The organism is Azospirillum sp. OGB3 (genome assembly GCF_014192915.1).
In the GTDB taxonomy this organism is placed as follows: Bacteria; Pseudomonadota; Alphaproteobacteria; order Azospirillales; family Azospirillaceae; genus Azospirillum.
On sequence record NZ_JACHYN010000003.1, the window covers coordinates 453,192 to 476,592 of the forward strand.

The window sequence follows — 23,401 nt, forward strand, 5'->3', positions numbered from 1 at the left end:
ATTGATGTGGCGCACCGCACCCCTGGTGCGCAAGGGTCCCGGCCCCTGCGGAGAACGCTACCCGGCCTTGCGCTCCGCTGCCTCCTCGGAGGTCTCCGATACCAGAGCGGCGCGGACGGCGTCGTCCACCCGCTCCAGCCAGACGAAGCTCAGCCGCTCGCGCACCGCCGCCGGAATGTCGTCGAAGTCCTTGCGGTTGCGGGCGGGCAGCATGACCGTCTTCAGCCCGGCGCGCTGGGCGGCCACCACCTTCTCGCGGATGCCGCCGACCGGCAGGACCAGCCCGCGCAGGCTGATCTCCCCGGTCATCGCCGTGTCGGAGCGGATGCAGCGCCCGGACAGCAGCGACACCAGGGCCGTGAAGATCGCCACCCCGGCGGACGGCCCGTCCTTCGGAATGGCGCCGGCCGGGACGTGGATGTGGATGTCGAAACGGTCCAGTCCCTCCGGGTCGAGGCCGAGGTCCTTCACCCGCGACTTGACGAGGCTGAGGGCGGCCTGCGCGCTCTCCTTCATCACCTCGCCAAGCTGGCCAGTCAGGATCAGCCGGCCCGAGCCGGAGAAGCGGCTGGCCTCGATGAACAGGATGTCGCCACCGACCGGGGTCCAGGCGAGGCCGGTCGCCACGCCGGGCACGCTGGTGCGCATCGCCACGTCGTTCTCGAATCGCGGCGGCCCCAGGATCGCCGTCAGGTCCGCCGGCTCCACCCGCATCCGCTCGATCTCGCCCTCGGCGATGCGCACGGCGGCGTAGCGTCCGACCGCGCCGATCAGCCGTTCCAGCTGGCGGTTCCCGGCCTCCCGCGTGTGGTCGCGGATGATGGCGCGCAGCGTGTCGTCCGGGATCGCCAATTGCTCCGCCGTCAGCCCGTTGGCGGCGAGCTGGCGGGCCAGCAGGTAGCGCTTGGCGATCTCGAGCTTCTCGTCCTCGGTGTAGCCGGACAGCTCGATCACCTCCATGCGGTCGCGCAGCGGGCCGGGGATGGTGTCCAGCATGTTGGCGGTGGCGATGAACATCACCTTCGACAGGTCGAAGGGCACGCCCAGGTAATGGTCGCGGAAGGTGGTGTTCTGCTCCGGGTCCAGCACCTCCAGCAGGGCGGCCGAGGGGTCGCCCTGGAAGCCCTGCCCCAGCTTGTCCATCTCGTCCAGCATCAGCACGCAGTCGCGCGTCCCGGCCTTGCGGATGGCCTGGACGATGTTGCCGGGAAGCGCGCCGACATAGGTGCGGCGATGGCCGCGGATCTCGCTCTCGTCATGGACGCCGCCCAGCGAGACGCGGGCGAAGGCCCGCCCGGTCGCCCGCGCGATGCTCTGGCCGAGCGAGGTCTTGCCCACCCCCGGCGGGCCGACGAAGCACAGGATGGGGCTGCGCCCCTCCGGGTTCAGCTTGCGCACCGCCAGGAATTCCAGGATGCGGCGCTTGACCTTCTCCAGCCCGTAATGGTCCTCGTCGAGGATGCGGCGGGCCTCGGCGATGTCGATGCGGGATTCCGACCGGCGGTCCCACGGCATCTCGATCAGCCAGTCCAGGTAGCTGCGCACCATCGAGTATTCCGCCGCCGCCTCCGGCATGCGCTCCAGCCGGCGCAGCTCCTTTTCGGCGTGCTCGCGAACGTCGGGCGGCATGCCGGCCTTGGCGATGGCGTCCTGAAGCTCACCGATCTCGGCCTGCCGCCCCTCGTCGGCCTCGCCCAGCTCCTTCTGGATGGCGCGGAGCTGCTCGCGCAGCAGATACTCGCGCTGCCGCTCGTCCATCGCCTCGCGGGTGCGCTCGCGGAGGTCGCGGGACAGCCGCAGCACCTCGATCCGCCGGGCCAGCAGGCCACCGACTTTGTCGAGCCGCTCCGGCAGGTCGACGGTTTCCAGCACCTCCTGCTTCTCGGCGGGCTTCAGGTCCATGTAGCTGGCGGTCATGTCGGCAAGCTCGCCGGGGCTTTCGAGCGCCTGGACGGCGGCCAACAGCTCTTGTGGGGCCTGGGGCAGCAGTTGCAGCGCCTCCACCGCCTCGTTGCGCAGGTTCAGGAAGCGGGCCATGACCTCCGGCGTGGCGGTGTCGCTTTCCTCCACCATCTCCACGCGGGCGGCCATGAAGGGGTGGCCCGGCACCCACTCGACGACACGGAAGCGCTGCTGTCCCTGGCACACCAAGTGGTGCGAGCCGTCGGGCGTGGTGACGTAGCGCAGAATGCTGGCCGTCGTGCCGACGCGGTGCATGTCGGCTCCGGTCGGGTCCTCCACCGCCTCGTCGCGCTGAAGCAGGATGCCGACCGGCCGCTCGGTGCGGGCCGCTTCCTGGGCGGCGGCGACCGAGCGCGCCCGCCCCACCGTCACCGGAAGCACCACCCCCGGAAACTGCACGAGGTTGCGCACCGGGATGACCGGGATCACGTCCTCCGGCAATCCGGAGGCGGGCGGCGCAGCGCTTGACGTCTGGGACGTTGGCGGCGCTTCGGCGGCATGTTCATCAGTCATTCCGACGTCCTTCATCCCATCTTGTCGAGCGTCAGGACGAGGCAGCCCGTCGACAGCTCGCGCCGTCCCATGCGGAAGGCCCCGGCGGGCAGCTCGATCCGCCGCTCGAAGCGGCCATGGGGAATCTCAAGCCGATGGATGATCCCGTCGCAGCCCAGCGGCAGCGTCCGTTCCCCGGCGACCACCAGAACGCCGTCCTCGACGGCGACGTGAAGCTGGTCCGCGCCGACGCCGGGAAGAGCGACGACGATGGTCACCGCATCCTCCGTCTCGTAGACGTCGACGGGCGGTGTCCAGCAGGCGCGGCGCGAACCGGGCGGCGCCGGGCGGAAGAACTGCCGATGCAGCCGCTCGGCACGGTCCAGCAGTTCGACGGCCTCCGACCACATGAAGGAAGCGGGATCACGGCGGGGCGGCATGGCGACTCCTCGGAGCAAAGAGTGTGATGGGCGTCAGATGCCGGCGCCCGAATCCGCGGAGGCTTGGGCAAGGTCGCGCGGTTCCGAACCCTTTTCCTTCGTCCGCTCGTCCTCTTCCCGCAGTTCGCGGCAGGCGCGCTCCCAGTGCTCGGCGCGGCGGCCTTCGGGGCGGCCTTCCTGCTCCCAGATCTCGTAGGCACGGTGGCGGATGCGGTGCTCGTCCATCGCGGCGTTCCCCTCCTTCCCGCCCCGGCCGCAGGCATGGCCCGTCCGGCCGCAAGAACCGGGGCTCCTTCGTCCCTTTAGCAACGGCGGGGAATTGCAGGCGTTCCGCCGACCTTGCGGACATCAGACGGAAGAAAGGGCCGATGGCCCCTTTCGGGGTTGGGGCTTTAGAACCGATCCGGCCCGTCCGTGGGGTCCGGGCGGCCCGCCGCCTCGTCGTGGCCGCTGCGGTTGCTGAGAAAGACCAGAGCCATCAGGCCGATGGCGACGGCGCTGGTCAGCACGGCACCGCCGACCAGGGCGAGCAGGCCCGGCAGGCTGAGGCCGAACAGGTCGAAGCCCGTCGCCGCCCAGGCAGCGAACAGCGCCGCCAGGACGAGGACGGGACAGGCGATCAGGAAGACGCGGAGCCAGGACATGAACGCTCTCCAGCCGGTGCCGGGAAGCCTCTACATGGCCGCCCGGCACGGCGGAGGAAAGCCCGCCGCCTGTTTGCGCCAGCCGGACGGCGTCAGTGGGACAGCAGCAGAGGCACCGGGCAGGTGCGCAGGACATGGCGCGTCCCGCCGCCGCGGTGCAGGAAGGGGAAGCCGTAATGGCCGTGCGCGCCCATCACCAGCAGGTCGGCCCCGGAATCGATGCTGCGGGCCAGGAGCGCGTCCATCGCACCGATGTCGGTCACCGTGAAATGCGTCTGGTCAGCCGTCACGCCGTGCAGCGCCAGATGGTCGAGCAGGCCGATGCGCTGCGGCTCCGATCCGGCCGGCGGGGCGGCCTGGGTCAGCACGGTGATGACGGTGACCTCGTCGGCGGCCTGGAGGAAGGGCATGGCGTCGGCCAGGGCGCGGACGGCCTCGCGCTCGGCGTTCCAGGCGACGGCGACGCGCTTGCCGATCACCGGGAAGGTGCCCGCGAAGGGCAGCACCAGCACCGGGCGGCCCGAGTTCAGCACCACCTGCTCGTTCAGCTCCTCCGGCGCCACGCCGTCGGCGGGGGCGCTGCGGTCGAACTGGCCGAGCACCGTCAGGTCGGCGAAGCGCGACCAGATGATGACCTCGCGGATGACGTGGTTGTGCTCGCCATGGGTCAGGCCGTGCCACTGGCCCTGCAGGCCCGACGCCTGGAGCTTGTCGCGGAACATCGCCTCGCTGCGGGCGGCGGCCTGCTCCAGATGCTCGCTGGAGCGGCGGGCGATGACGCTGGTGGCGCTGCGGTCCGGCTGGGCGAACAGGCCGCGCAGGAAGGCGCCGCTGGTCTTCGCCAGCGCGATGGCCGCGTCGAGGCGGGTTTCCACCTGCGGGCCGGAATCGAGATGCACGAGGATGTGCTTGTAGGCCATAAAACTCCTCCCTCTGTTTTTGTTCGGGCCGTTGTTCTTGTTCGGGCGGGCGCGCCCGGGGGCGGCGCACCGGCTCCGATTGTTCCTCCTGCCGCGCCGCAACGCCAGCAGGAAAAAGCCCTCCGGGAGGATGGACCAGGCGATTCCTCAGAAGCTCATCCGCAAGCGGGCGGTGAAGGCGTGGTTGTGGCCATCCGCTCCCGACAGTTCGCCGCGGTAGCCGACCGTGGCGCCGACCGCCTGCCAGAGCTGCGCCGACAGGCCGGCGCCGATCACCAGGGAATCGCGGCCGTCGCCGCTCGGGCTGACGCTGTTGGCCGCCCCGCCGGGCAGGCGGACGGTGACGGTGCGCGCGTCCTCGGCGAACTGGTGCTCCCACGCGACGCCCAGGCTGGGCTGAAGCACCGTGCGCCCGATCTCGACGATCGTGGAGGCTTCGGCGCCGACGCTGCTCTCCAGCGATTCGGCGCTCTGCCGCTCGACGCCGAGCGACAGCAGGCCGGCGCCGCTCTCCTGATAGCCGTCGATCCGCGTGTGGATGTAACGGAGGCCCAGCCGCGGCCCCAGCGCCAGCGCCCCGAGTTGCGCCGTGTAGCCACCGGCGACCGTCAGGGCGTAGGTCCGGCCGTCCGTCTCCGCCGAGGCGTTGGGGAACGGCGCGAAGCCGGTGGTGCGGTCGATATCACCATAGCGGTCGAAGGAGACGCTGCCCGCCACGGCCAGTTGGAAGCCCCGCGCCTCGGTCACCGCGTGCAGGCCGATGATGGTGCTGGTCATGTCCAGCGTGCCCGCCCCCTCGTCCAGCTTGGCGCGGCCGCGCGAGCCGCCGACCGACAGGCCGACGCGCGAGGCCGTCCCGACCGGCAGTTCGGCGCCGACGCCGCCCGACTGGGTGTTGAAGCGGAAGCCCTGGCGCTCCGGCGTACCGCCGAGACGGCCCCAGGCGGCATCGCCGATCAGGAAGGCCCTCAGCTCTCCGTTGCCGAGCGGCGCCTCCACCCGCGTCGCGGCGGGGCCGGCGATGGAGCCGAGCAGCGCGCGGTGCCAGCTCCGCGTCGCCTCGAAGGCCAGTTCCGGCTGCATCGCCACGGTTTCGGCGGCATCGTTGAGGGCGAGCAGCGCACCCTGCATGTATTGCGCGATCAGCAGATGGGCGGCGCGTGTCGGGTGGATCTCGTCCCAATAGACGGTCTGGTCGGCCTGCGCCTCGGTCCCGCAGGCGCCGGTCGGCGCGTTGTTCGTCAGGCAGGGCGTCACGGTGTTGGTAAAGCCATAGGCCGTCGGGTTGGCCGCCACCGCGCGGTACAGCGCGTTGACGTCAGCCACCACGACGGTGACTCCCAGCCGCTTCTCCACATCGGCCATCGCCTGCGACAGCAGTGTGTTGTGGGAGGCGGTGACGGCGTTCAGCACGGCGGCGCGGTCGGAATTGCGGGTGTCCGGGATGGTGCCGAGGTCCGGCAGGTTCGGAACCAGGAAGGTCTTCCCGCCGACCGCCGCCAGACGCTCCACCGTGGTGACGATGTTGCCGACCGTCTGGGTGACGAGGCCCGACGGGTCCGCCCCGGCGGAGACCCGGTTGAAATAGTCGTTGCCGCCCGCCCAGACCGCGAACAGCCCACCGTTGGTGCCGCCCGGCCGGCTGAGCAGGAACTGTCCGACCTGCCCCTGGATGCCGGGAACGCCGGTCTGCGACAGGGGCCCGGTCTCGGCACCGCCATAGGCGAAGTTGGTCTTCTGGTCGGGCTGGCTGCCGATCAGCGGGGCCAGCCGCTCGACCCAGACGGGACCGTTGGAGAAACGCCCGTCGTAATAGGGTGGACTCTGCGGAATGCCGCCGCGCGTCAGCTCATAGACCCGGCCGGTGTCGGACAGGCTGTCGCCAAAGACGAACACCCGGTCGAAGGGTACCGCCCCGGCGGGCGCCGACACCAGCAACGCGGCTCCCGCCGCCATACCAATCGCCTTACCCGTCACCGCCTCACCTCCCCCGCTGGACAGCCGGAAAACAGGGGCGGTGCGTCAAAGCGGGGGGCGGTACCGCCATTGCGTCGGGAAGAGAAGCCGCTTGGGCGGGTTCATCAGACCATGGGGGACCCGAGCATGGGTCCATCCATGGAGGAGGCAGGACCTCGCCACTCAGCGGGCGGCGCCCACCGGAACCCCGGTGCCGGCGCCGCCCGCCCTTTTCTCATCTCAGCGGTTTCCCCAGGGCAGCATGCGGCTTAGCGTCCCGTCCTTCAGGACATACTGGTGGACCAGGGCCGCCACCGCGTGCAGGCCGGCCAGCACGATGATGGCGGTGCCGAGCAACTCGTGGGCTTCCTCCAGCGTGTCGCCGAAGGCATGGTTTTCACCCACGATGGTCGGCAGGGTGAACAGGCCGAAAAAGGCGACGGGATGGCCGTGGGCCTGCGTCATCGTCACGCCGGCCAACGGTACCGCGATCATCAGGGCGTACAGCGTCAGATGCCCGGCCTTGGCCGCCAGAAGGAGCAGCGGCGCGGTGTCGGCGGGCATGGGCGGTGGCGGGCTGACGGCGCGCCAGACCATGCGCAGGGCCACCAGCGCCAGCACCAGGACGCCGAGCGAGCGGTGAAGGTCCATCAGGGCGGTCCGCTCCGGCCCGCGTGGCACCAGCCCGCGCCCCTGGGCGATGGCGAAGGCCACCAGGATCAGCAGGGCGACGCTCCAGTGCAGGAACAGCATCACCCCGTCGTAGCGGGTTTTGACAGGCGGCCGGGCGGCAGCCTCGGAATAGGCGTTGGACATCGGAAGTCCCCTCATCGGCAAAATCGCGCAAGTCCTGCCGATCCTGTCCGGGGGCGACTGAACCGAAGCTGAACGGCGGAACCCGGGACTGAGATGGGGGCGCGAAGCGGATTCGCGCGGTGGTCGCACGGGTGACCCGGCCAGCCAGCCGGATCACCACCATCAGAGAGAGGCGCCCCGATGTCGGCTTTGACCAGCCCGCGTCACACCGCCGCTTCGGACTCCGGCGCCAGTTCGGACGCGGGCAGCAGGCGGCGGATGGTCAGGCAGACGATGTCGCCGGTCTGCCCGCCCGGACCCACATGAGCCTCCACCGCGCGCAGCAGCAGTTCGGAGCGGTCGCGCGCCGACAGGCCACGGCCCTGGTGCAGGACGGCCGCCAGACGCTCCTCGCCGAACGGCTCGCGCTGGGCGTTCACCGCCCGCAGCACGCCCTCGGTGCACAGGAACAGCGTGTCCTCCTGCTCCAGCCGGGTCACGGCCTCGCCGTAGGGGATGCCCTTGCGCACGCCCAGCGCCGGGCCGCCGGCATCGGCCAGGGTCAGAACGCTGCCGTCCGCCCGGATGCGGCAGGGCGCGCGGTTGCCGGCGCTGGAATGGCTGAGCATTCCGGTCTCGCGGTCGTAAAGGGCGACGAAGGCGGTGGCGAAGCCGTCGAAGGGGCTCTGCCCGCACAGCCGGTCGTTGGCCGCCGCCAGGATGGCCGCCGGAGTCATGCCGGGCCGGGCCGCCGCCTCGCGGATCGCGCCGCGCACCAGCAGCATCAGGAAGGCCGCCGGGACGCCCCAGCCGGACACTCCGGCCACCACCAGCAGGCAATGGCGCTCGTCCAGCTCGATCACGTCATAGAAGTCGCCGCTGACCGCCGGGCCGGGGACCAGCAGGCCGAAGAACTGGCTGTCGCGCCCGGCGGGGAGCTGCTGCGGCAGCAGATTCGCCTGCACGTCGCGGGCGGCGCGCTGCTCCTCCTCGATCAGCTGTTCGGCGGCCGCCAGCTTCTCCGTGCGGGTTTCCAGCTCAGCCGTGCGCATCAGGAGCTGGGCGTCCAGCGTCTCCTCGCGGTAGGACGCCTCCAGCGCCATGCTGCGGAAGACGCGGGCGAGGCGGCCCATCTCGTCGTTGCGCTCCATCGCCTCGTTCAGGGTGAAGGGGTTGAAGCGCCCGGCTTCGACGGCGGCGACGGCCTCGCCCAGCCGCTCGATCGGGGCCATCTGGCTGCGCGCGAAGCGGACGGCGCCGTAGACGCCCGCCGCCAGGACGAGCAGACCGACCAGAACGCCGATCTTCACATGGCGGCCGACTACCGACGACAGGTCCTCGGCCGGCAGGCGGACCACCGCGATCCCCGCCCCCTGCCCGGCCGCCCCCTGCCCGGCAACCGCCGGCACCGGGGCGAAGGCGGTCAGGTGATCACCCTCGCGCAGCAGGCCGGTCTCGCCGGCCGCCGCCGCGGCCTTCGCCGCCTCCACCGCCCGCTCCGACAGCGGCCCGGCGCTGGGGCCGGTGGCGTGCACGGCGAGGCGCCCGTCGCGCTCCAGCAGCCACGCGCCCTCCACCGTGCCGCCGGCCAGCAGGGAGGCCATCACCCCCTCCACCCCGGCCTTGCGGGCGATGTCGCCCAGCCGGCGCACGTCGGCGCCGACCTGGACGATGCGCGGCTTGTCGACGCCGGCCACGCCGGCGAACTTCATCAGCTTGCCGCCTTCGGTGGCGGCGTCGGTCACCACCCTCTCCGGCGCGCGGTTCAGCAGCCCGTAATAGGGCGCTTGGCGCGGCTGCGCCCGCGAGTCGGGGCCGAAGGTGATGTCGGGGCCGGGGATGTTGTGCAGATAAGCGCGGCCCCGGTTGTCGGTGACCCAGATCTCGTCCGGCCCGCCGCCGTCCGCAACGGCCTTCAGCCGGTCGGTCACCGCCTTGACCGGCGCCTTGCCCGCTTCCATCACCGCCACGAGGTGGGCGGCGAGCGTCGCCTCCGACAGCAGCCGGTCGCCGAGCAGCGCCTCGACGTCGCCCGGGACCTCGCGCGCCAGCGTGGCGGAGCGGGCCAGCAGGCTCGCCGCGCCGCGGCCGTCCGCTTCCACCCGCGACTGGATCGCCGAATGGGTCGTCCAGGCCAGCAGAATCGTGACCAGCGCCACCGCCAGCGTCACCAGCCCGGAGATCAGGAGGACCAAACGCCCTTGAAAGGTCATGGAGGGGACCCGCCTTTTGTAGCCAACCGACCGCCGCGGGCGCTCCGCCGTCCCCGGACAAGCCTGGGATCTGGAAAAATTGCCCGACCGCGCCCGTCGGTTCTACCCAGCCGGGCACCCCGAGTCCAGGAGTGGCGGACGCGCTCCCCTGTAACCTCAGTACCAGTAGCCGCCGATCCGGTAGCGCGGGCGCCGCAGCGCCGCCGGCATGGCGAGGTGCGGCGGGGCGTGCAGGGGCTGGGCGTCAAGCCCCAGCATGACCGGCGGCGGGGTGCGCAGCGCCATCAGGCGGCGCACGCGCTCCTCGGTCTCCGGGTGGGTGCGCAGCAGGGATGGGATGTTCTGCGCCCGGCGGCGCCCCGGAAAGCGCAGCCCTTCCCACGGGCTGTGCTGCAACCGCTCGATCCGGGCAAGCGCCGAGGCGACGCCCTCCGGGTCGCCGGTCAGGTGGGCGGCGTCGAGGTCGGCGTCGAACTCCCGCGTGCGTGACAGGGCGAGTTGCAGGAGCACGCCGATCCAGGGTGCGGCGATAAGCAGCAACACCAGCAGCCAGGGAACCGCCTCCTGCCGCATCATCAGCAGGGGCAGGTTGAGAATCAGCAGGGCCATGCCGAAGACCGACATCAGCCGGGTCAGGCTGGTCACCGTGTCGGCCAGCCCCATCACGGTCAGGTCGTTGTTGCGCACGTGGCTGACCTCGTGGGCCAGCACGCCGGCCAGCTCGCGCAGGCTGAGCGCGCGCAGCAGCCCGTCGGTAACCGCGATGGCCGAGCGGCTGCGGCTGCCCACCGCAAAGGCGTTCAGCGCCGGGCTCGCGACGTACCACAGCTCCGGCACCGCAGGCAGTTCCGCCCGGCGGGCGATGGCGGCCAGCGCGTCGAACAGGACCGGGGCCTCCGCATAGGTCAGGCGGCGGGCGCCGAACATGCCGAGGACCATGCGCGGCGACAGGCGCGGGCTGAACAGCAGGCTGATCGCGCCCCCGAGCAGCGCCCACAGCACCCCCTCCACCCCCGCCAGGATCATCCCGCACAGCGCCAGCAGCAGCACCATGCCGCCGAGCAGGAGGAGGGATTGCAGCACGTTCGCGATCTTGTGGCGCCGCCGCAGGTCGGCGGCCGCCTGATCCGTGGGCATGAAGGACCGGTGCGTGTGCGGCATGACGGGGGCTTCCTCCCTGACCATCTCCCTTTGGAACCGTTCAACCGGAACCAAGTCCGGCCCGCCTCATATTGGCGCGCGCCGCCCCGTCTTCATCCCGACCGCAAGCACAGGCGCCCTGCGTTGAACGGAAGGGCACCCCTCTTGATTTGCGGGGGAGCGTCGAACACATACACGTCGAACGTGCTCACCCGTCAGCCGCTGACCCCCGCTTTTCAATCACGGTCATCGCCATGAGCAATCCTTACGAGATTCTGGGCGTATCCCCCACCGCTTCGGACGACGAAATCCGCAAGGCCTACCGCAAGCTGGCCAAGAAGCACCACCCCGACCTCAACCCCGGCAAGGCGGAGGCCGAGCAGCGCTTCAAGGACATCAGCGCCGCCTACAGCCTGCTGTCCGACGCCGAAAAGCGCGCCCGCTTCGACCGTGGCGAGATCGACGCCTCCGGCCAGGAACGGCCGCAGCGTCAATATTACCGCGACTTCGCCGAAGGCCCGGCGGGCGCCCGCTACGCCCACGCCGAGGGTTTCGCGTCGGACGACCTGGAACACATCTTCGCCGACCTGTTCGGCGGCGGGCGCGGTTTCGCCCGCGGCGGCGGCGCCATGCCGATGAAAGGCGGCAACCTCAGCATGGCGCTGACCGTCGATTTCCTGGCGGCGGCCAAGGGCGGCAAGCGCCGCGTCACCATGCCGGACGGGAAGACGCTGGACATCGACCTGCCCGCCGGGCTGGAGGATGGCGGCACCATCCGCCTGAAGGGCCAGGGCCTGCCCGGCAGCAACGGCGGTCCGCCTGGCGACGCGCTGGTGACGGTCAAGGTCACCCCCCACCCCTGGTTCCGCCGCGACGGCGACGACGTCCAACTCGATCTGCCGGTGACCCTGGCCGAGGCGGTGCTGGGCGGCAAGGTCCGCGTCCCGACCATTGACGGGCCGGTGATGCTGACCGTTCCGAAGGGGGCGAACAACGGCACGCGGCTGCGGTTGAAGGGCAAGGGCCTTCCCGGAGCGAACGGCGCGCGGGGCGACCAGTATGTGACCCTGCGCATCGCCCTGCCCGACGCGCCCGATCCGGCGCTGGAGGCGTTCGTCCGGGACTGGAAGACCGACCACAACCCGAGGCGGGACATGGAGGCCGCGTGAGATGGGCCAAGATGACAGCAAACCGAACGGCGCGGGATGGCGGACCGAAGAGGTGCTGGCCACCTGCAGGCGCGTCTCCTCCGCCCAGCTGACGGTGTGGGTGGAGCGGCACTGGCTGAGGCCGCGGCACGAAGGGAGCGGTTTTGTCTTCAGCGCGGCCGACATGGCCCGGCTGGAACTGATTTGCGATCTGCGGGAGGATCTGGCGCTCGACGACGAGGCGATGCCGGTCGTGCTGTCGCTGCTCGACACCGTCTATGGGCTGCGGCGACGCCTGCGCGTGTTGGCGGAAGCCATCGGCGACCTGCCGCCGGAAGCCCGCTATCTTCTGCAGGACGAGCTGCGGAAGCGGGAGGAAAAGGAGGAGTAGGTCAGCTCCGGACGCCGAAGGCCCTGCCGCTCAGCGCGATGTCCTGGTTGAAACCTTCCGCGACCCGGTCGTTGCCGCCGGACTGCATGCACAGCGTCACGTTGATGGCGCTGAGAATGGCGTGGTCGATCTGCTCCGGCTTGGCGTTGTGGCGTTTGATGGCTTGAAGAGCGCGGGTCACGGATTGGGCCATGGAGCAGGTTCCGTTCGTTCTGGCAGGCTGCCCGGGTTGATCGATGACGGCATCATGCCGCCCTTTCGCTCGTCCCGCTGTGCACCGGGCCACAACCCGACGCTCGGACCGCCTTTCGCAATGGCGAGAGTCCTAAGGCCCAAATTCTTAATCAGGTGTAAACGTCTGGCCGAGCCCAAAAGGCATAACCCTTTATGTTCTTCCCGGAAGGCCCATCAAACCAAGAGCATAGCTTAAGTCGTTGGATTGGTATTACCGCTCATTAATGTCAAATGCGACATTTTGCCCTGCAGCGCGGCCCCGGACGGCGATGCCGGAGCCGTCACAGGTCCCCGTCCTCCATCAGGAGTCGGCGGTGGATGGCGGTGGAGGCGACCGCGGCCTGCCCCATGGCGACGGATATCTGGTTCAACCCCTCCACGATGTCCCCCGCGGCGTAAAGCCCCTCGATCCCCGTCTGCTGGTGCCCATCGGTGACCAGACGCCCGTCCGGGCCAATGCGCACGCCCAGCCCCTTCACCGGTTCGATGCGCGGGTGGCAACCCAGGGCGGAATACAGCGTGTCGAAGGTCAGCCGTTCGCCGGACGCCGTGGTCAGGGCGGCGATCCGCCCGCCCTCGGTGTGGATTTCGACCACCGGTTCCTCAACGGCGCGCAGCCCGGCCTCGGCCATGCGGCGTTCCTCCGCCTCCTCCAGATTCATCGGCTCGCCCAGCGTCAGGACGGTGATGTCGCGGGAATAGGTGCGCAGGAACAGTGCCTCCCCCAGGGCGCCGGTGCCGTGGCCAATGACGCCGATGCGATGGCCGGTCACCTCGAACCCGTCGCAGATCGGGCAATGGCGGACCAGCCCCCGCTGCACCGCCTGATAGAGGTTGGGCAGTTGCGGCTCGCGGTCGATCACGCCGGTCGTGGCCAGCACGGTTCGGGCGCGGAACAGCCGCCCGTCCTCCGTCCGCACGCGGTAGCCATCATCGCCCCGCTCCACCGCGGTCACCGTTCCCGGCACGATGCGGGCCCCGTAGCGCTCCGCCTGGGCGCGCATGCGGGCCAGCAGTTCGTCACCGGTCACCCCATCCGGAAAGCCCGCATGGTTGTGGGACAGCGGAATCCAGGAGGCCCGGCTGGCCCCGGAGTCCACCACCAGGAAACGGCGGCGGTAGCGCGCCAGATAGATCGCCGCGGTCAGCCCGGCGGGTCCACCACCGACGATCAGGGCGTCCAGACGCTGTTCTTCGGTTGCGGCGGTCATCGCTCGGGCGTCCCAGCGGTCGTTGACGACGTAGGGGAACAGACTGTGTCTCCCCAGGTTCCGCAGCGGAGTGCTGCAGCGCCGAAGCGTCCATTCGCCGCGCCCGCCCCGGCTTGACCGGGTTGAATTACCAAACGCACTTTGCGTCCATACCGTGTCCTGCCGGGAGCCGCCGCCGTGCCCCTGCCGCCGTCCTGCCCATCCGAACCGCCACCGGCCAACGCGACGTTGTGTGATCGTGAAATCCTTGATGTGGAGCCGATGCTGCGCAACTTCGGTGGCCCTGGCCCCACCGTCACCATGCTCTACGCCCTGTTCCTGGAAAACGCGGACGAGTTGTCGCGCGTTCTGAAAGAGCGATTGGCGCTCGGCGACCTGGACGGCGTGCGGCTGGCCGCCCATTCGGCGGCGGGGGCCGCCCGCACCGCTGGGGCGGGGCGGGTCGCCGACCTTTTCGGTTCTGTGGAAGAGGCGGCCCTGCGCGGCGACGCGGCAGTGGCGCGACGGGACGCGGCGGCCCTCGACCGTGCCCTGGCCGACGTGAAAATTCTGATCGCACGCATTTGAGTTTCTTTCGCGCTGATATATCATGCGTCCGTAAACCAATGGACGAAGCGCGAGGGTGGCCGTGTCGTTCAATTCGTGCGCGGTGCTGGTCGTTGAGGACGAGGTGGTGACCCGCAGCGTCTCGGTGCGGCTGCTGAAGCAGTTGGGCGTCGGCACGGTGATTGAGGCCGCCGACGGGGCGGAGGCGCTGGCCCGCTGCAACCGGGTCGATTTCGACGCGATCTTCTGCGACGTGGACATGGCGCCGATGGGTGGCTTGGCCTTTCTGAAGGCGCTGGATGGGCGGGCGCCGGTCATCATGCTGACCAAGCACGACGGGTCGGACGTCGTCCTGTCGGCCCTGCGTTCCGGCGCCACCGGCTATCTGGTGAAGCCGCTGACTCCGATCGGCCTGCGCCAGAAACTGCAGAAAGCGCTGGCCGCGAAAGAGTAGAACCTTGACCGCGACATTATACTTTTCGTAACCACGGCGGAATTATTCTGTACACGGTGCATCGCTGCACCCTTGTGCGGATTGCTGGGAGATTCCGCATGCCCATGAACGTTCTGGAAGTGGCGATCTACGCCATGGTGCTCACCGCGTCGCAGCCGCGCCCTTACGAATGCGTCGCGGTGCAGCCGGAGGGGGTGAACTGCACGAACGGCCTTGCCGTGGCGTCGGAGACGCCGAATGGCGTCATGGCCTTCAACACCGGCGTGCAGGTCATCAAAGACAACCAGGGCCGCGTGCGGCTGAGCAACGGGATCACCACCCATTTCGATTCCTCGGCCTGGGTGGCCTTCAAGAACCCCGGCGGACAGACCCTGATCAGCGTGCGCAAGACCGGGCCGTTCCGCTTCAAATTCTCCAACAGCTTCCAGTGCGAGATGATCGGGCAGAACCAGGACATGGCGCGCTGCTACAAGCCCTGAGGTTCGCTTACCCCACCTCCTCCCGTCCGTGCGGCGCGTCGAGATCCAGCGCCGGCCCCTTCGGCACGACGCCGGTCGGGTTGATCATGGTGTGGCTGGCGTAGTAGTGCCGCTTGATGTGGTGGAAATCGACCGTCTCCGCCACGCCGGGCACCTGATAGAGGTCACGCAGATAGCCGGACAGGTTCGGATAGTCGGCGATGCGGCGCAGGTTGCACTTGAAGTGGCCGACATAGACGGCGTCGAAGCGCACCAGCGTGGTGAACAGGCGCCAGTCGGCCTCGGTCTGCCGGTTCCCCAGCAGATAGCGCTGCTTGGCCAGCCGCCCGTCCAGTTCGTCGAGCGCGGCGAAGAGGGCGTCGAACGCCTGCTCGTACTTCTCCTGGCTGGTCGCGAAGCCGGCCTTGTAGACGCCGTTGTTGACGCGGTCGTAGACGAAGGCGTTGAGCCGGTCGATCTCCTCCGCCAGCTCCGCCGGATAGAAATCCAGCGAGGCATCGCCGAAGGCGTCGAATTCCCGGTTCAGCATGCGGACGATCTCCGCGGACTCGTTGCTGACGATGGTCCCGGTCTTCCTGTCCCACAGCACCGGGACGGTGACGCGCCCCGAGTAGGTGGGATCGGCCGTGGTGTAGACCTCGTGCAAACGGGTGGAGCCGGTGATCGGATCGGGTTCAGGAAAGGTCCAGCCCTCCTCCCGCATCAGGGGATCGACCACGGTGACGCCGATGACGTCCTCGAGCCCCTTCAGCGTGCGCAGGATCAGCGTGCGGTGCGCCCAGGGGCAGGCCAGCGACACGAACAGGTGGTAGCGCCCGGCCTCCGGCTGGAACGGGGTCGAACCGTCCGCCCGCACCCAGTTGCGGAACTGGGTTTCCGGGCGGACGAAGGCGCCGCCGCTGGTCTTGGTGTCGTACCACTGGTCGTGCCAGCGGCCGTCGATCAACAGGCCCATGCCCTGTACTCCCCTTGATCCGGTGCCGCCTCTCCCGCCCATGCGGCGGGAGAGGCGCGCTCCATCCTCAACCGTGCAGCTTCTTGGTGATCTCCGCGACGTGCCGCCCCTGGTAGCGGGCGCCGTCCAGCTCGACCGCGCTCGGCTGGCGGGAGCCGTCGCCGCCGGCGATGGTGCTGGCGCCGTAGGGGCTGTTGCCCATCACCTCGTCCACGCCCATCTGGCCCTGGAAGCTGTAAGGCAGGCCGACGATCACCATGCCGAGGTGCAGAAGCACGGTGTGGGTGGTGAGGATCGTGCTCTCTTGCCCGCCGTGCTGGGTGGCGGAGGAGGAGAAGGCGGCGCCCACCTTGCCGACCAGCGCGCCCTTCGCCCACAGGCCGCCCGTCTGGTCGAGGAAGTTCTTCATCTGGCCCGGCATGTTGCCGTAGCGCGTCGGCACGCCCAGGATGATGGCGTCGTAGTTGGCCAGCTCGTTCGGGTCGGCGATGGGAATGTTCGGCTCTTCCTTGAAGTGCGCCTTCTGCCGCACCTCCTCGGGGACCAGCTCCGGCACGCGCTTCACGGTCACCTCGGTACCGGCAACGGAGCGAGCGCCCTCGGCCATCGCCTGCGCCATGGTGGAGATGTGGCCGTAGCTGCTGTAGTAGAGCACCAGAACCTTCGCCATGTCTCGTCTCCCCTCTGTCGTTGCGGCCGCGCCGGAGGCTGCGGCGTCCCAAAAGATAGCGCGTTGCCTCGTTTCGGCAAATCCAGGGCGCTGGAACTTCATTGTTCCCGGGTGTAGAACAATGGCATGGATCGCCTCGACGACATGATGGCCTTTATCAAGGTCGTGGACACCAAGAGCTTCACCAGCGCGGCGGAGCGCCTGAACCTGTCCAAGTCCGTAGTTTCCCGCCGCATCGCCGAGCTGGAGAACCGGCTGGGGGCGCGGCTGCTGAACCGCACCACGCGCAAGCTCAGCCTGACCGAGGTCGGCCAGGCCTATTACGAGCGCTGCACCCGCATCATCGCCGACCTGGAGGAGGCGGAGCAGGCCGTCGCCGACCTGCACGCGGCGCCGCGCGGACGGTTGAAGGTCAACGCGCCGGTCTCCTTCGGCCTGCTGCATCTGGCGAAGGCGGTGGCCGAGTTCCTGGAGCGCTACCCGTCCATCGAGATCGAAATGGACCTGAACGACCGCTACGTCGATCTTATCGATGAGGGCTACGATCTGGCGGTGCGCATCGGGCGGCTGCGCGACAGCTCGCTGATCGCCAAGCGTCTGGCCCCCAACCGGCAGGTGGTCTGCGCCAGCCCGGCCTATCTGGAGAAGCACGGGACACCTCAGACGCCGGATGAGCTGTCCAACCACAACTGCCTGATCTACACCAACATTCCAACGGCCGAGCAGTGGCAGTTCCGCGTCAACGACGCCATGCGGTCGGTCCGCGTGTCGGGGTCGCTGCGCACCAACAACGGTGACCTGCTGCGCGAGGCCGCCATCGCCGGCGTCGGCATCATCGTGCTGCCCACCTTCCTGTGCGGAGAGGCTCTGTCCAAGGGGCAACTCCAGTGCCTGCTGCTCGACTATTACATGGCGGAATCGAACGTCTTCGCGGTCTACCCGCAGAACCGGCACCTGTCGCCGAAGGTCCGTGTCTTCGTCGATTTCCTGGCCGAACGCTTCGGCTCGCGCCCCTACTGGGACTGCGCCCTGCTCAGCCTGCAGCCATTCCGGGCGGAGGCGTGACGCACACCCCCGTCCCGAAAAGCCGTTTTCGTCAGGCCGCCGGCTTCTCCAATATAAAGAGCAGACCCGGCACGCCCACACCCTTCTCCCGGCGGGGGGAGCAGGGCTCCATCAGCCGCACCGTCAGGCCGACCGCCGCCGCCATCTCCCGCAGATAGGCTTCGCTGTGGGCGTAACGCCGCGATGGGCCGAGCGCGTAGCCGGAGGCTGCCGCCTCGCCGTCCAGGCGCTCCACCGTCGCGGCGAAGCGGCCGGATGGACGCAGGGCCTTGGCGGCGCCCTCGAACAGGGCGTTCAGGTTGCCGAGATAGACCAGCACGTCGGCGGCGACCAGCAGGTCCCAGCTTCCCGGCGCTGGCGCCAGCGCCGCGACCACGTCGCCGACCGACAGCTCATCATAAAGCGCGCGGGCGCGGGCCTTCTCGACCATGCGCGGGGCAAGATCGACCCCGGCGAGATGCCCGGCCAGCGGCCGGAACGCCACGCCCGCCAGCCCGGTGCCGCAGCCGAGGTCCAGCACCCGCAATCCGGACGCCCCACGTTCGGACGCCGGCCCCAGCCGGTCCACCGCCTCGCGCAGCAGGGCCGGCGCGGCATAGCCGAGCTTGCCCACCAGATCCTGGTCGAAGCGGTCGGCGTAGCGGTCGAACAGGGCGCGCACATAGGCCGCCGACAGGTCTTCCCCGGCACCGTGCTCCAAGGTGGCGATCAGCGCTGCGCAGCCGAGCCGCCCCTCCGAGTCGAGCCCTTCGGCACGACGCAACGCGGTCAGGGCCTTCGCCGGCTCCTGCAGCATGATCCAGGCGCGCCCGATGGCGGCGTGCAGGTCCGCGTCCTCCGGGTCCCGGCGGGACAAGGGCTGAAGCAGCTCGACCGCGCCCAGCGCGTCGTCGGCCTCGACCAGCAGGGCGGCCAGCTCCAGTGCCGCCTCGCGGTCGCCGGGGCGCAGGGCCACGGCCTCGCGGTACTCCCCCAGCGCGGCGTCCCGCCGGCCCGCCGCCGCCAGGGCACGGGCGAGGCCGAGCCGGGCCGTCGCGGAATCCGGCCGTTCCGCCGTCAGCACCTGTCCGGTGATCACCGCCTCCTCGAACCGGCCCGCGGTGCGCAACGCCTCGGCCAGGGCGATCCGCCAGGGCCACACGCCGGGGTCGAGCGCCACCGCCCGCCCGCAGGCGGCCAGCGCCCCGGCGGCCTCGCCCGCGTCCCGCGTGCTGTCGGCCAGGGCTCCCCAGGCCTCCCCCGACCCCGGATCGGCGGCGCAGGCGAGCCGGAAGGCACGCGCCGCCCCCGCCGCGTCGGCGGCGTAGAGGCGGTCATAGCCGGTCTGGAACAAAATGCCCGGAACGTCTCCGGGTTGGACGAGGGGGTCTGCCCCCTCCCGGTCGGCTTGAGCCGTCGAATCGCGATCCACGATCACTTCGCTATGGGAGATGCGCTGTCGCCGCCCCCGCTCCGGGAGACTCCGGAATGCGGAAGAAGACACGAACTCCTGCACCAGCTTGCACGCACGCGCAAGAGGCATCCGAAGGGTGGGCGTCCGGCGGCGAGTCGTGCTTCAGACCGTCGCATTAGGTCGTTTGGACGAAATTGTACGCCTTTTGCACAATCCACCACTTGCGGTTTTCCAAACGGCTTCGGAATCAGTGCCTTAATGGCTAAGGCCGAGGCTATGAGTCGGCCTTTTCCGCCGCCCTGTGACATCGTTCGAGCGAAAGGCGTGGTATTACCGGGCAGCAAATAGATTGACGCTGTATAAAATTTTTGGAAGTGTGGCTTCGGCGCCCGATGGTGGGCGCTGAACTTTCGGGTAGGAGGCGGTCACCGTAAGCGACTCGGTGACCGGTAATGGCGGCCCCGCGCGGGGGGCCAAAACGAAGCCGGATGAACCCGGCAACGAAGAGGGGACCGAGGACATGCAGGATCGAACTCAGCGCGTGCGACGCACGTATGGCGGCTGGATCGCTCTTGCACTGGGCTTAGCCGCCGCTCCGGTCCTCCCCGCCAAGCCCGCCGCCGCCCAGGACAGCAGCTGCGTCTCCCACGCCGTCGAGGCCGAACGCAAGTTCAACATCCCCTCCGGCCTGCTCGTCGCCATCGCCCTGGTGGAAAGCGGCCAGGATGGCGCCCCGACCCCCTTCGCGATGAGCGTGGAAGGCCGCCCCGTCTACGCCCGCAACGCCAACGACGCCGCCCGGCACCTGCGCGACAAGCGCGGCCAGCTCCGCCAGAACGTCTATGTCGGCTGCATGCAGATTTCGCTGGGCACCCACCGCGGCGAGTTCCAGCCGGTGGAGCGGATCGTCGATCCCCGCGAGAACGTCTACTACGCCGGCCGCCTTCTTCTCCGTCTCCATGGCGAGCAGGGAAGCTGGAAGACGGCCGTCGCCCGCTACAACGGCGGCTCCACCCGTCAGGCCCAGAACTACGTCTGCAAGATCTGGCAGCACCTGAACGAGTTGGACCCGAAAAGCGCCAAGTTGTTGGAATCCGCCCGTTGCGGCGACTCCGAACCGGCCAGCATCGCGCCGAGCACCCGCCGCAGCTTCCGCAATGCCCAGCAGGTCGCCTCCCTCGACTGATAACCCGGCCTCGCAGGGGATGGCGCGGAACGCCCCGATGGGCTAAATCCCTGCTCCATGAACTACCGTCACATTTTCCACGCCGGCAACCCCGCCGATGTGATGAAGCACGCCGTTCTGGCGCTGATCATCGATCATTTGCGCGCCAAGCCGGCGCCCTTCTGCGTGCTCGACGCCCACGCCGGCATCGGGCGCTACGACCTGGACTCCGAACCGGCGCGCAAGACGCTGGAGTTCCAGGACGGGATCGGACGGCTGTTCGGCCAGCCGGCGCCGCACCCGGCTCTGCGGCCCTACCTCGACGCGGTGTCCGCCCTCAACCCGGACGGGCGGCTGCGCTGGTACCCGGGATCGCCGCGGCTGGCGCGGGCCCTGCTGCGCGAGCATGACCGGCTGCTCCTCAATGAACTGCACCCCGACGACTGGCAGACCCTGAAGGCGGAGTTCGCCGGGGACCGTCAGGTCTCGGCCTTCAAGACCGACGCCTATCAGGCGCTGAAGGCGCACCTGCCGCCGCGGGAGAAGCGCGGCCTCGTCCTGATCGACCCGCCCTTCGAGCAGCCGGACGAGTTCGCCCGGATGGCGGAAGGGCTGAAGGCAGCGCACAAGCGCTGGTCCACCGGCGTCTACGCCCTGTGGTACCCGATCAAGGAACGTGCCGCCGTCTGGCGCTTCCAGGAGGCGGTGGAGAACACCGGCATCCGCAAGATCCTGAGGGTCGAGCTGACCTGGCACCCGGAGGACACCCACCTCCGGCTGAACGGCTCCGGGCTGCTGATCGTCAACCCGCCCTGGACCCTGGACGACACGCTGCGCGCCATGCTGCCAGCGCTGCACACCGCCCTGCCCTCCACCGGCGGTGGCTGCACGGTCGACTGGCTGGTTCCGGAAGGTTGAAACCGCACATTTCAACGGAGAAGCGGCAACCGGTCACAGAGGTTGCCGTTGCAACGGCCCCGCCAATCGCCCTAGGCTGAACGGGATTACTCCGTTCCGGCAAGGCCACGATGTCCCGTTCCAACGATTTCGCCAGCAGCTTCATCAAGGCTCACGCCGATGCCGGGCTGGAGCGCGTCTCGATCGCCCACATCCTCCAGACCATCCAGAAGGACCCGGCCTTCCTGTTCAGCGAGGAGTTGCGCCGCGGCGGCGGCCAGTGCCCCATGCACGCCGCCCCCAACGCCGACGACGCGGACAAGGTGACGGTCAACACGCTGCTGGCCTATCTGTTCGACCGGCTGCGCGACCATGTGGCGTCCAAGCTGCCGCTGGACGAGCGCGGGCAGGTGATGCTGCCGATCCCGCCGCGCTCCCCCCACGGCATCAATCCGGCCGACCGCGCGGCGATGGCGGCGGCTCCGCTCGACGTGATGGCCTCGGTCCTGCGCGACGCCACCTGCCATCTGCTCGACGGCCTCATCACCGGCTGGGCGGCCGACCTGCTGACGGAGGAGGAGCACTACCGCGCCCAGGGCACGGGCGAAATCTCCGCCGCCGCCGCCGCCACCTTCATCCTGCGCACGACGCTGGAGGACTCGACCCTCTACCAGCGCGCCGGCTACGACATGCTGTCGATCACCAAGACCGGCAGCCACACCGCCATTCACATCTGCTGGGCCATGGTGGAGGCCGCCCCCCTGCTGCTTCCGGACAAGGACGCGGCGGCCTACGACGACCTCGTCCGGCGCAGCCTGAAGCAGGTGGTGCCGCTGTCGATGGCCAGCCTGGGCATGCTGGTCCATTACATGGAGGCGTCGGGGATCGAGCCGCACGACGGCCTCGCCATCCATCTGCTGCCCAAGGACCAGACCGCCTTCGTCCTCGACGAGGCCGGGCTGATCTGCCTGAACCCGGAACCGATCACCCGCTTCGCCAAGCCCGAGGAGCGGCACTACACCGGCTGCCCGGCCTTCTACACCCCCGGCTTCATCAAACTGTATCTCGACATCGTGGCCAGCATCGCCATGGACTACGGCGTCTACGACCGGCTTCGCGACCGCTGACCGTCCTCACCCACGAGATTGACGCCCCATCATGGCCCGCTCCAACGATTTCGCCCTGACCTATTTCGCCGCGCATGAGGAGGCCGGGATGACCCGGATCAGCCTCGTGCCGATCCTGCACCGCATCGCCGAGGACCCGAACTACCTCTTCACCGAGGAGCTTCAACGCCTCGCCGGCCATTGCCCGGCCCATGCGGACACCCGCAAGGAGGATTACGAGAAGGTCGCGATCAACACGCTGCTGGCCTTCCTCTACAACGACCTGCGCGACCACATCACCAACCGCATGCCGCTGGACGCCGACGGCCATCTGCTGCTGTGCAACCCGCCGGACTCGCCGCACGGGCTGGACGTCGCCGACACCGCCGGTCTGGAGGCCGCCCCGGCGGAGACGCTGATCGGCTTCCTGCGCGACAGCGTGTGCCACCTGCTGGACGCCATCATCAAGGATTGGGCGATCAAGGTGACGCTGGAGGAGGAGCGCTGCCGGGCGGAGGGCGCGATCACCCCGCTCGCCGCCGCCAGTTTCGTCCTCGCCAACACGCTGGAGGCGTCGGTGCTGCACGCGCCGTCCGGCTACGACATGCTGTCGATCACCAAGACGGGCAGCCACACGGCGCTCCACGTCTGCTGGAACCTGTGCGAGTCGGCGCCGATGCTGAAGCCCGGCCTGAACCCGGCCGAGTACGACGACCTGTCGCGCCGCAGCCTGAAGCAGGTGCTGCCGCTCGCCATGGGCAGCCTGGGCATGCTCTGCCAGTTCATGGGGGCGGGCCACATCGAGGCCGACGACCATCAGGCGATCCACCCCCTGCCCCGCCACCAGACCGCCTTCGTCTATGACGCGGAGGCGCCGGGCGGCATGATCGTCCTGAACGCCGACCTGATCGAGCCGACCGCTCAGGCGGGCGAGCGCCACTACACCGGCTGCCCGGCCTTCTACGCCAACGGCCTGATCAACCTCTACATGGAAATCGTGCTGTCGCTGGCCGCGCGTTACGACATCTACGGGCGCGTCCTGCGGGCCGGATGACCAAAGCGCCGCACAGCCCAGCGGTGCGGCGGCCTTGACGCCACGCGAAGTGTGCCTATCTTGGCGGCCTT

General features: G+C 69.5%; 24 protein-coding genes. 10 read left to right on the plus strand and 14 right to left on the minus strand.

Annotation, left to right across the window (positions count from 1 at the left end):
* Positions 1-57: 57 nt before the first annotated feature.
* The 9 genes from lon to FHW79_RS09585 form a co-directional block, all read right to left on the minus strand.
* A complete protein-coding gene (lon, locus tag FHW79_RS09545) occupies positions 58-2,475 on the minus strand; it encodes an endopeptidase La (RefSeq protein ID WP_247884248.1) in 2,418 nt (805 codons plus the stop codon).
* 11 nt (positions 2,476-2,486) lie between these two features.
* Positions 2,487-2,894, minus strand: coding sequence for an Hsp20/alpha crystallin family protein (locus FHW79_RS09550; RefSeq protein ID WP_183178687.1), 408 nt, complete (start codon positions 2,892-2,894; stop codon positions 2,487-2,489).
* 33 nt (positions 2,895-2,927) lie between these two features.
* Positions 2,928-3,119 (minus strand): DUF2934 domain-containing protein, encoded by a 192-nt coding sequence (locus FHW79_RS09555; RefSeq protein WP_183178688.1) that lies wholly within the window; start codon positions 3,117-3,119, stop codon positions 2,928-2,930.
* A gap of 167 nt (positions 3,120-3,286) precedes the next feature.
* A complete protein-coding gene (locus tag FHW79_RS09560) occupies positions 3,287-3,538 on the minus strand; it encodes a hypothetical protein (RefSeq protein ID WP_183178689.1) in 252 nt (83 codons plus the stop codon).
* A gap of 92 nt (positions 3,539-3,630) precedes the next feature.
* Positions 3,631-4,458 carry a universal stress protein gene (locus FHW79_RS09565; protein WP_183178690.1) on the minus strand — a complete coding sequence of 276 codons (828 nt, stop codon included), beginning with the start codon at positions 4,456-4,458 and terminating at the stop codon, positions 3,631-3,633.
* A gap of 147 nt (positions 4,459-4,605) precedes the next feature.
* Positions 4,606-6,414, minus strand: coding sequence for an autotransporter domain-containing protein (locus FHW79_RS32595; protein ID WP_247884249.1), 1,809 nt, complete (start codon positions 6,412-6,414; stop codon positions 4,606-4,608).
* 240 nt (positions 6,415-6,654) lie between these two features.
* Positions 6,655-7,230 carry a cytochrome b gene (locus FHW79_RS09575; RefSeq protein ID WP_183178691.1) on the minus strand — a complete coding sequence of 192 codons (576 nt, stop codon included), beginning with the start codon at positions 7,228-7,230 and terminating at the stop codon, positions 6,655-6,657.
* A gap of 203 nt (positions 7,231-7,433) precedes the next feature.
* Positions 7,434-9,422: a PP2C family protein-serine/threonine phosphatase gene (locus FHW79_RS09580; protein WP_183178692.1), complete on the minus strand. Its 1,989-nt coding sequence runs from the start codon at positions 9,420-9,422 to the stop codon at positions 7,434-7,436.
* Positions 9,423-9,578: 156 nt separating this feature from the next.
* Positions 9,579-10,583, minus strand: a complete 1,005-nt coding sequence (locus FHW79_RS09585; protein ID WP_183178693.1) for a zinc metalloprotease HtpX — start codon at positions 10,581-10,583, stop codon at positions 9,579-9,581.
* Positions 10,584-10,816: 233 nt separating this feature from the next.
* On the opposite strand from FHW79_RS09585, the gene FHW79_RS09590 reads away from it, so the two are divergent.
* Both FHW79_RS09590 and FHW79_RS09595 read left to right on the plus strand, forming a co-directional pair.
* Positions 10,817-11,731, plus strand: coding sequence for a J domain-containing protein (locus FHW79_RS09590; protein WP_183178694.1), 915 nt, complete (start codon positions 10,817-10,819; stop codon positions 11,729-11,731).
* Between the two features lies 1 nt (position 11,732).
* Positions 11,733-12,101: a chaperone modulator CbpM gene (locus FHW79_RS09595; protein ID WP_183178695.1), complete on the plus strand. Its 369-nt coding sequence runs from the start codon at positions 11,733-11,735 to the stop codon at positions 12,099-12,101.
* 1 nt (position 12,102) lies between these two features.
* Here the strand turns inward: FHW79_RS09595 and FHW79_RS09600 are convergent, their stop codons facing one another.
* Together FHW79_RS09600 and FHW79_RS09605 are read right to left on the minus strand one after the other, a co-directional pair.
* Positions 12,103-12,294: a hypothetical protein gene (locus FHW79_RS09600; RefSeq protein ID WP_014198714.1), complete on the minus strand. Its 192-nt coding sequence runs from the start codon at positions 12,292-12,294 to the stop codon at positions 12,103-12,105.
* Positions 12,295-12,616: 322 nt separating this feature from the next.
* Positions 12,617-13,546: an NAD(P)/FAD-dependent oxidoreductase gene (locus FHW79_RS09605; protein WP_183178696.1), complete on the minus strand. Its 930-nt coding sequence runs from the start codon at positions 13,544-13,546 to the stop codon at positions 12,617-12,619.
* Positions 13,547-13,723: 177 nt separating this feature from the next.
* Here FHW79_RS09605 and FHW79_RS09610 point away from each other — a divergent pair, with 177 nt between their 5' ends.
* The 3 genes from FHW79_RS09610 to FHW79_RS09620 all read left to right on the plus strand — a co-directional run bounded on the left by FHW79_RS09610 (position 13,724) and on the right by FHW79_RS09620 (position 15,025).
* The gene (locus tag FHW79_RS09610; protein WP_183178697.1) at positions 13,724-14,113 is read left to right on the plus strand and encodes an Hpt domain-containing protein; all 390 of its coding nucleotides are present in this window, start codon (positions 13,724-13,726) and stop codon (positions 14,111-14,113) included.
* Between the two features lie 61 nt (positions 14,114-14,174).
* Positions 14,175-14,546 carry a response regulator gene (locus FHW79_RS09615; protein WP_348984097.1) on the plus strand — a complete coding sequence of 124 codons (372 nt, stop codon included), beginning with the start codon at positions 14,175-14,177 and terminating at the stop codon, positions 14,544-14,546.
* A gap of 98 nt (positions 14,547-14,644) precedes the next feature.
* Entirely contained in the window at positions 14,645-15,025 is a 381-nt protein-coding gene (locus FHW79_RS09620; protein ID WP_183178699.1) for a hypothetical protein, read from the plus strand.
* 7 nt (positions 15,026-15,032) lie between these two features.
* Here the strand turns inward: FHW79_RS09620 and FHW79_RS09625 are convergent, their stop codons facing one another.
* On the minus strand, positions 15,033-15,980 hold the full coding sequence (locus FHW79_RS09625) for a glutathione S-transferase family protein (protein ID WP_183178700.1): 948 nt from the start codon (positions 15,978-15,980) through the stop codon (positions 15,033-15,035).
* Between the two features lie 67 nt (positions 15,981-16,047).
* Positions 16,048-16,650 carry an NAD(P)H:quinone oxidoreductase gene (gene wrbA / locus FHW79_RS09630; protein ID WP_174437061.1) on the minus strand — a complete coding sequence of 201 codons (603 nt, stop codon included), beginning with the start codon at positions 16,648-16,650 and terminating at the stop codon, positions 16,048-16,050.
* 126 nt (positions 16,651-16,776) lie between these two features.
* On the opposite strand from wrbA, the gene FHW79_RS09635 reads away from it, so the two are divergent.
* Complete coding sequence (locus FHW79_RS09635; protein WP_183178701.1) at positions 16,777-17,715, plus strand: LysR family transcriptional regulator; 939 nt, start codon at positions 16,777-16,779, stop codon at positions 17,713-17,715.
* A gap of 31 nt (positions 17,716-17,746) precedes the next feature.
* Here FHW79_RS09635 and FHW79_RS09640 read toward each other — a convergent pair whose 3' ends face one another.
* Entirely contained in the window at positions 17,747-19,126 is a 1,380-nt protein-coding gene (locus tag FHW79_RS09640) for a tetratricopeptide repeat protein (protein ID WP_183178702.1), read from the minus strand.
* Positions 19,127-19,628: 502 nt separating this feature from the next.
* On the opposite strand from FHW79_RS09640, the gene FHW79_RS09645 reads away from it, so the two are divergent.
* From FHW79_RS09645 to FHW79_RS09660, 4 genes are all read left to right on the plus strand, one after another.
* On the plus strand, positions 19,629-20,294 hold the full coding sequence (locus FHW79_RS09645; protein ID WP_183178703.1) for a transglycosylase SLT domain-containing protein: 666 nt from the start codon (positions 19,629-19,631) through the stop codon (positions 20,292-20,294).
* 57 nt (positions 20,295-20,351) lie between these two features.
* Positions 20,352-21,191 carry a 23S rRNA (adenine(2030)-N(6))-methyltransferase RlmJ gene (gene rlmJ, locus FHW79_RS09650; protein ID WP_183178704.1) on the plus strand — a complete coding sequence of 280 codons (840 nt, stop codon included), beginning with the start codon at positions 20,352-20,354 and terminating at the stop codon, positions 21,189-21,191.
* A 110-nt stretch (positions 21,192-21,301) separates the two neighbouring features.
* On the plus strand, positions 21,302-22,297 hold the full coding sequence (locus tag FHW79_RS09655) for a hypothetical protein (RefSeq protein ID WP_183178705.1): 996 nt from the start codon (positions 21,302-21,304) through the stop codon (positions 22,295-22,297).
* A gap of 31 nt (positions 22,298-22,328) precedes the next feature.
* Entirely contained in the window at positions 22,329-23,330 is a 1,002-nt protein-coding gene (locus FHW79_RS09660; protein WP_183178706.1) for a hypothetical protein, read from the plus strand.
* Positions 23,331-23,401 lie beyond the last annotated feature (71 nt).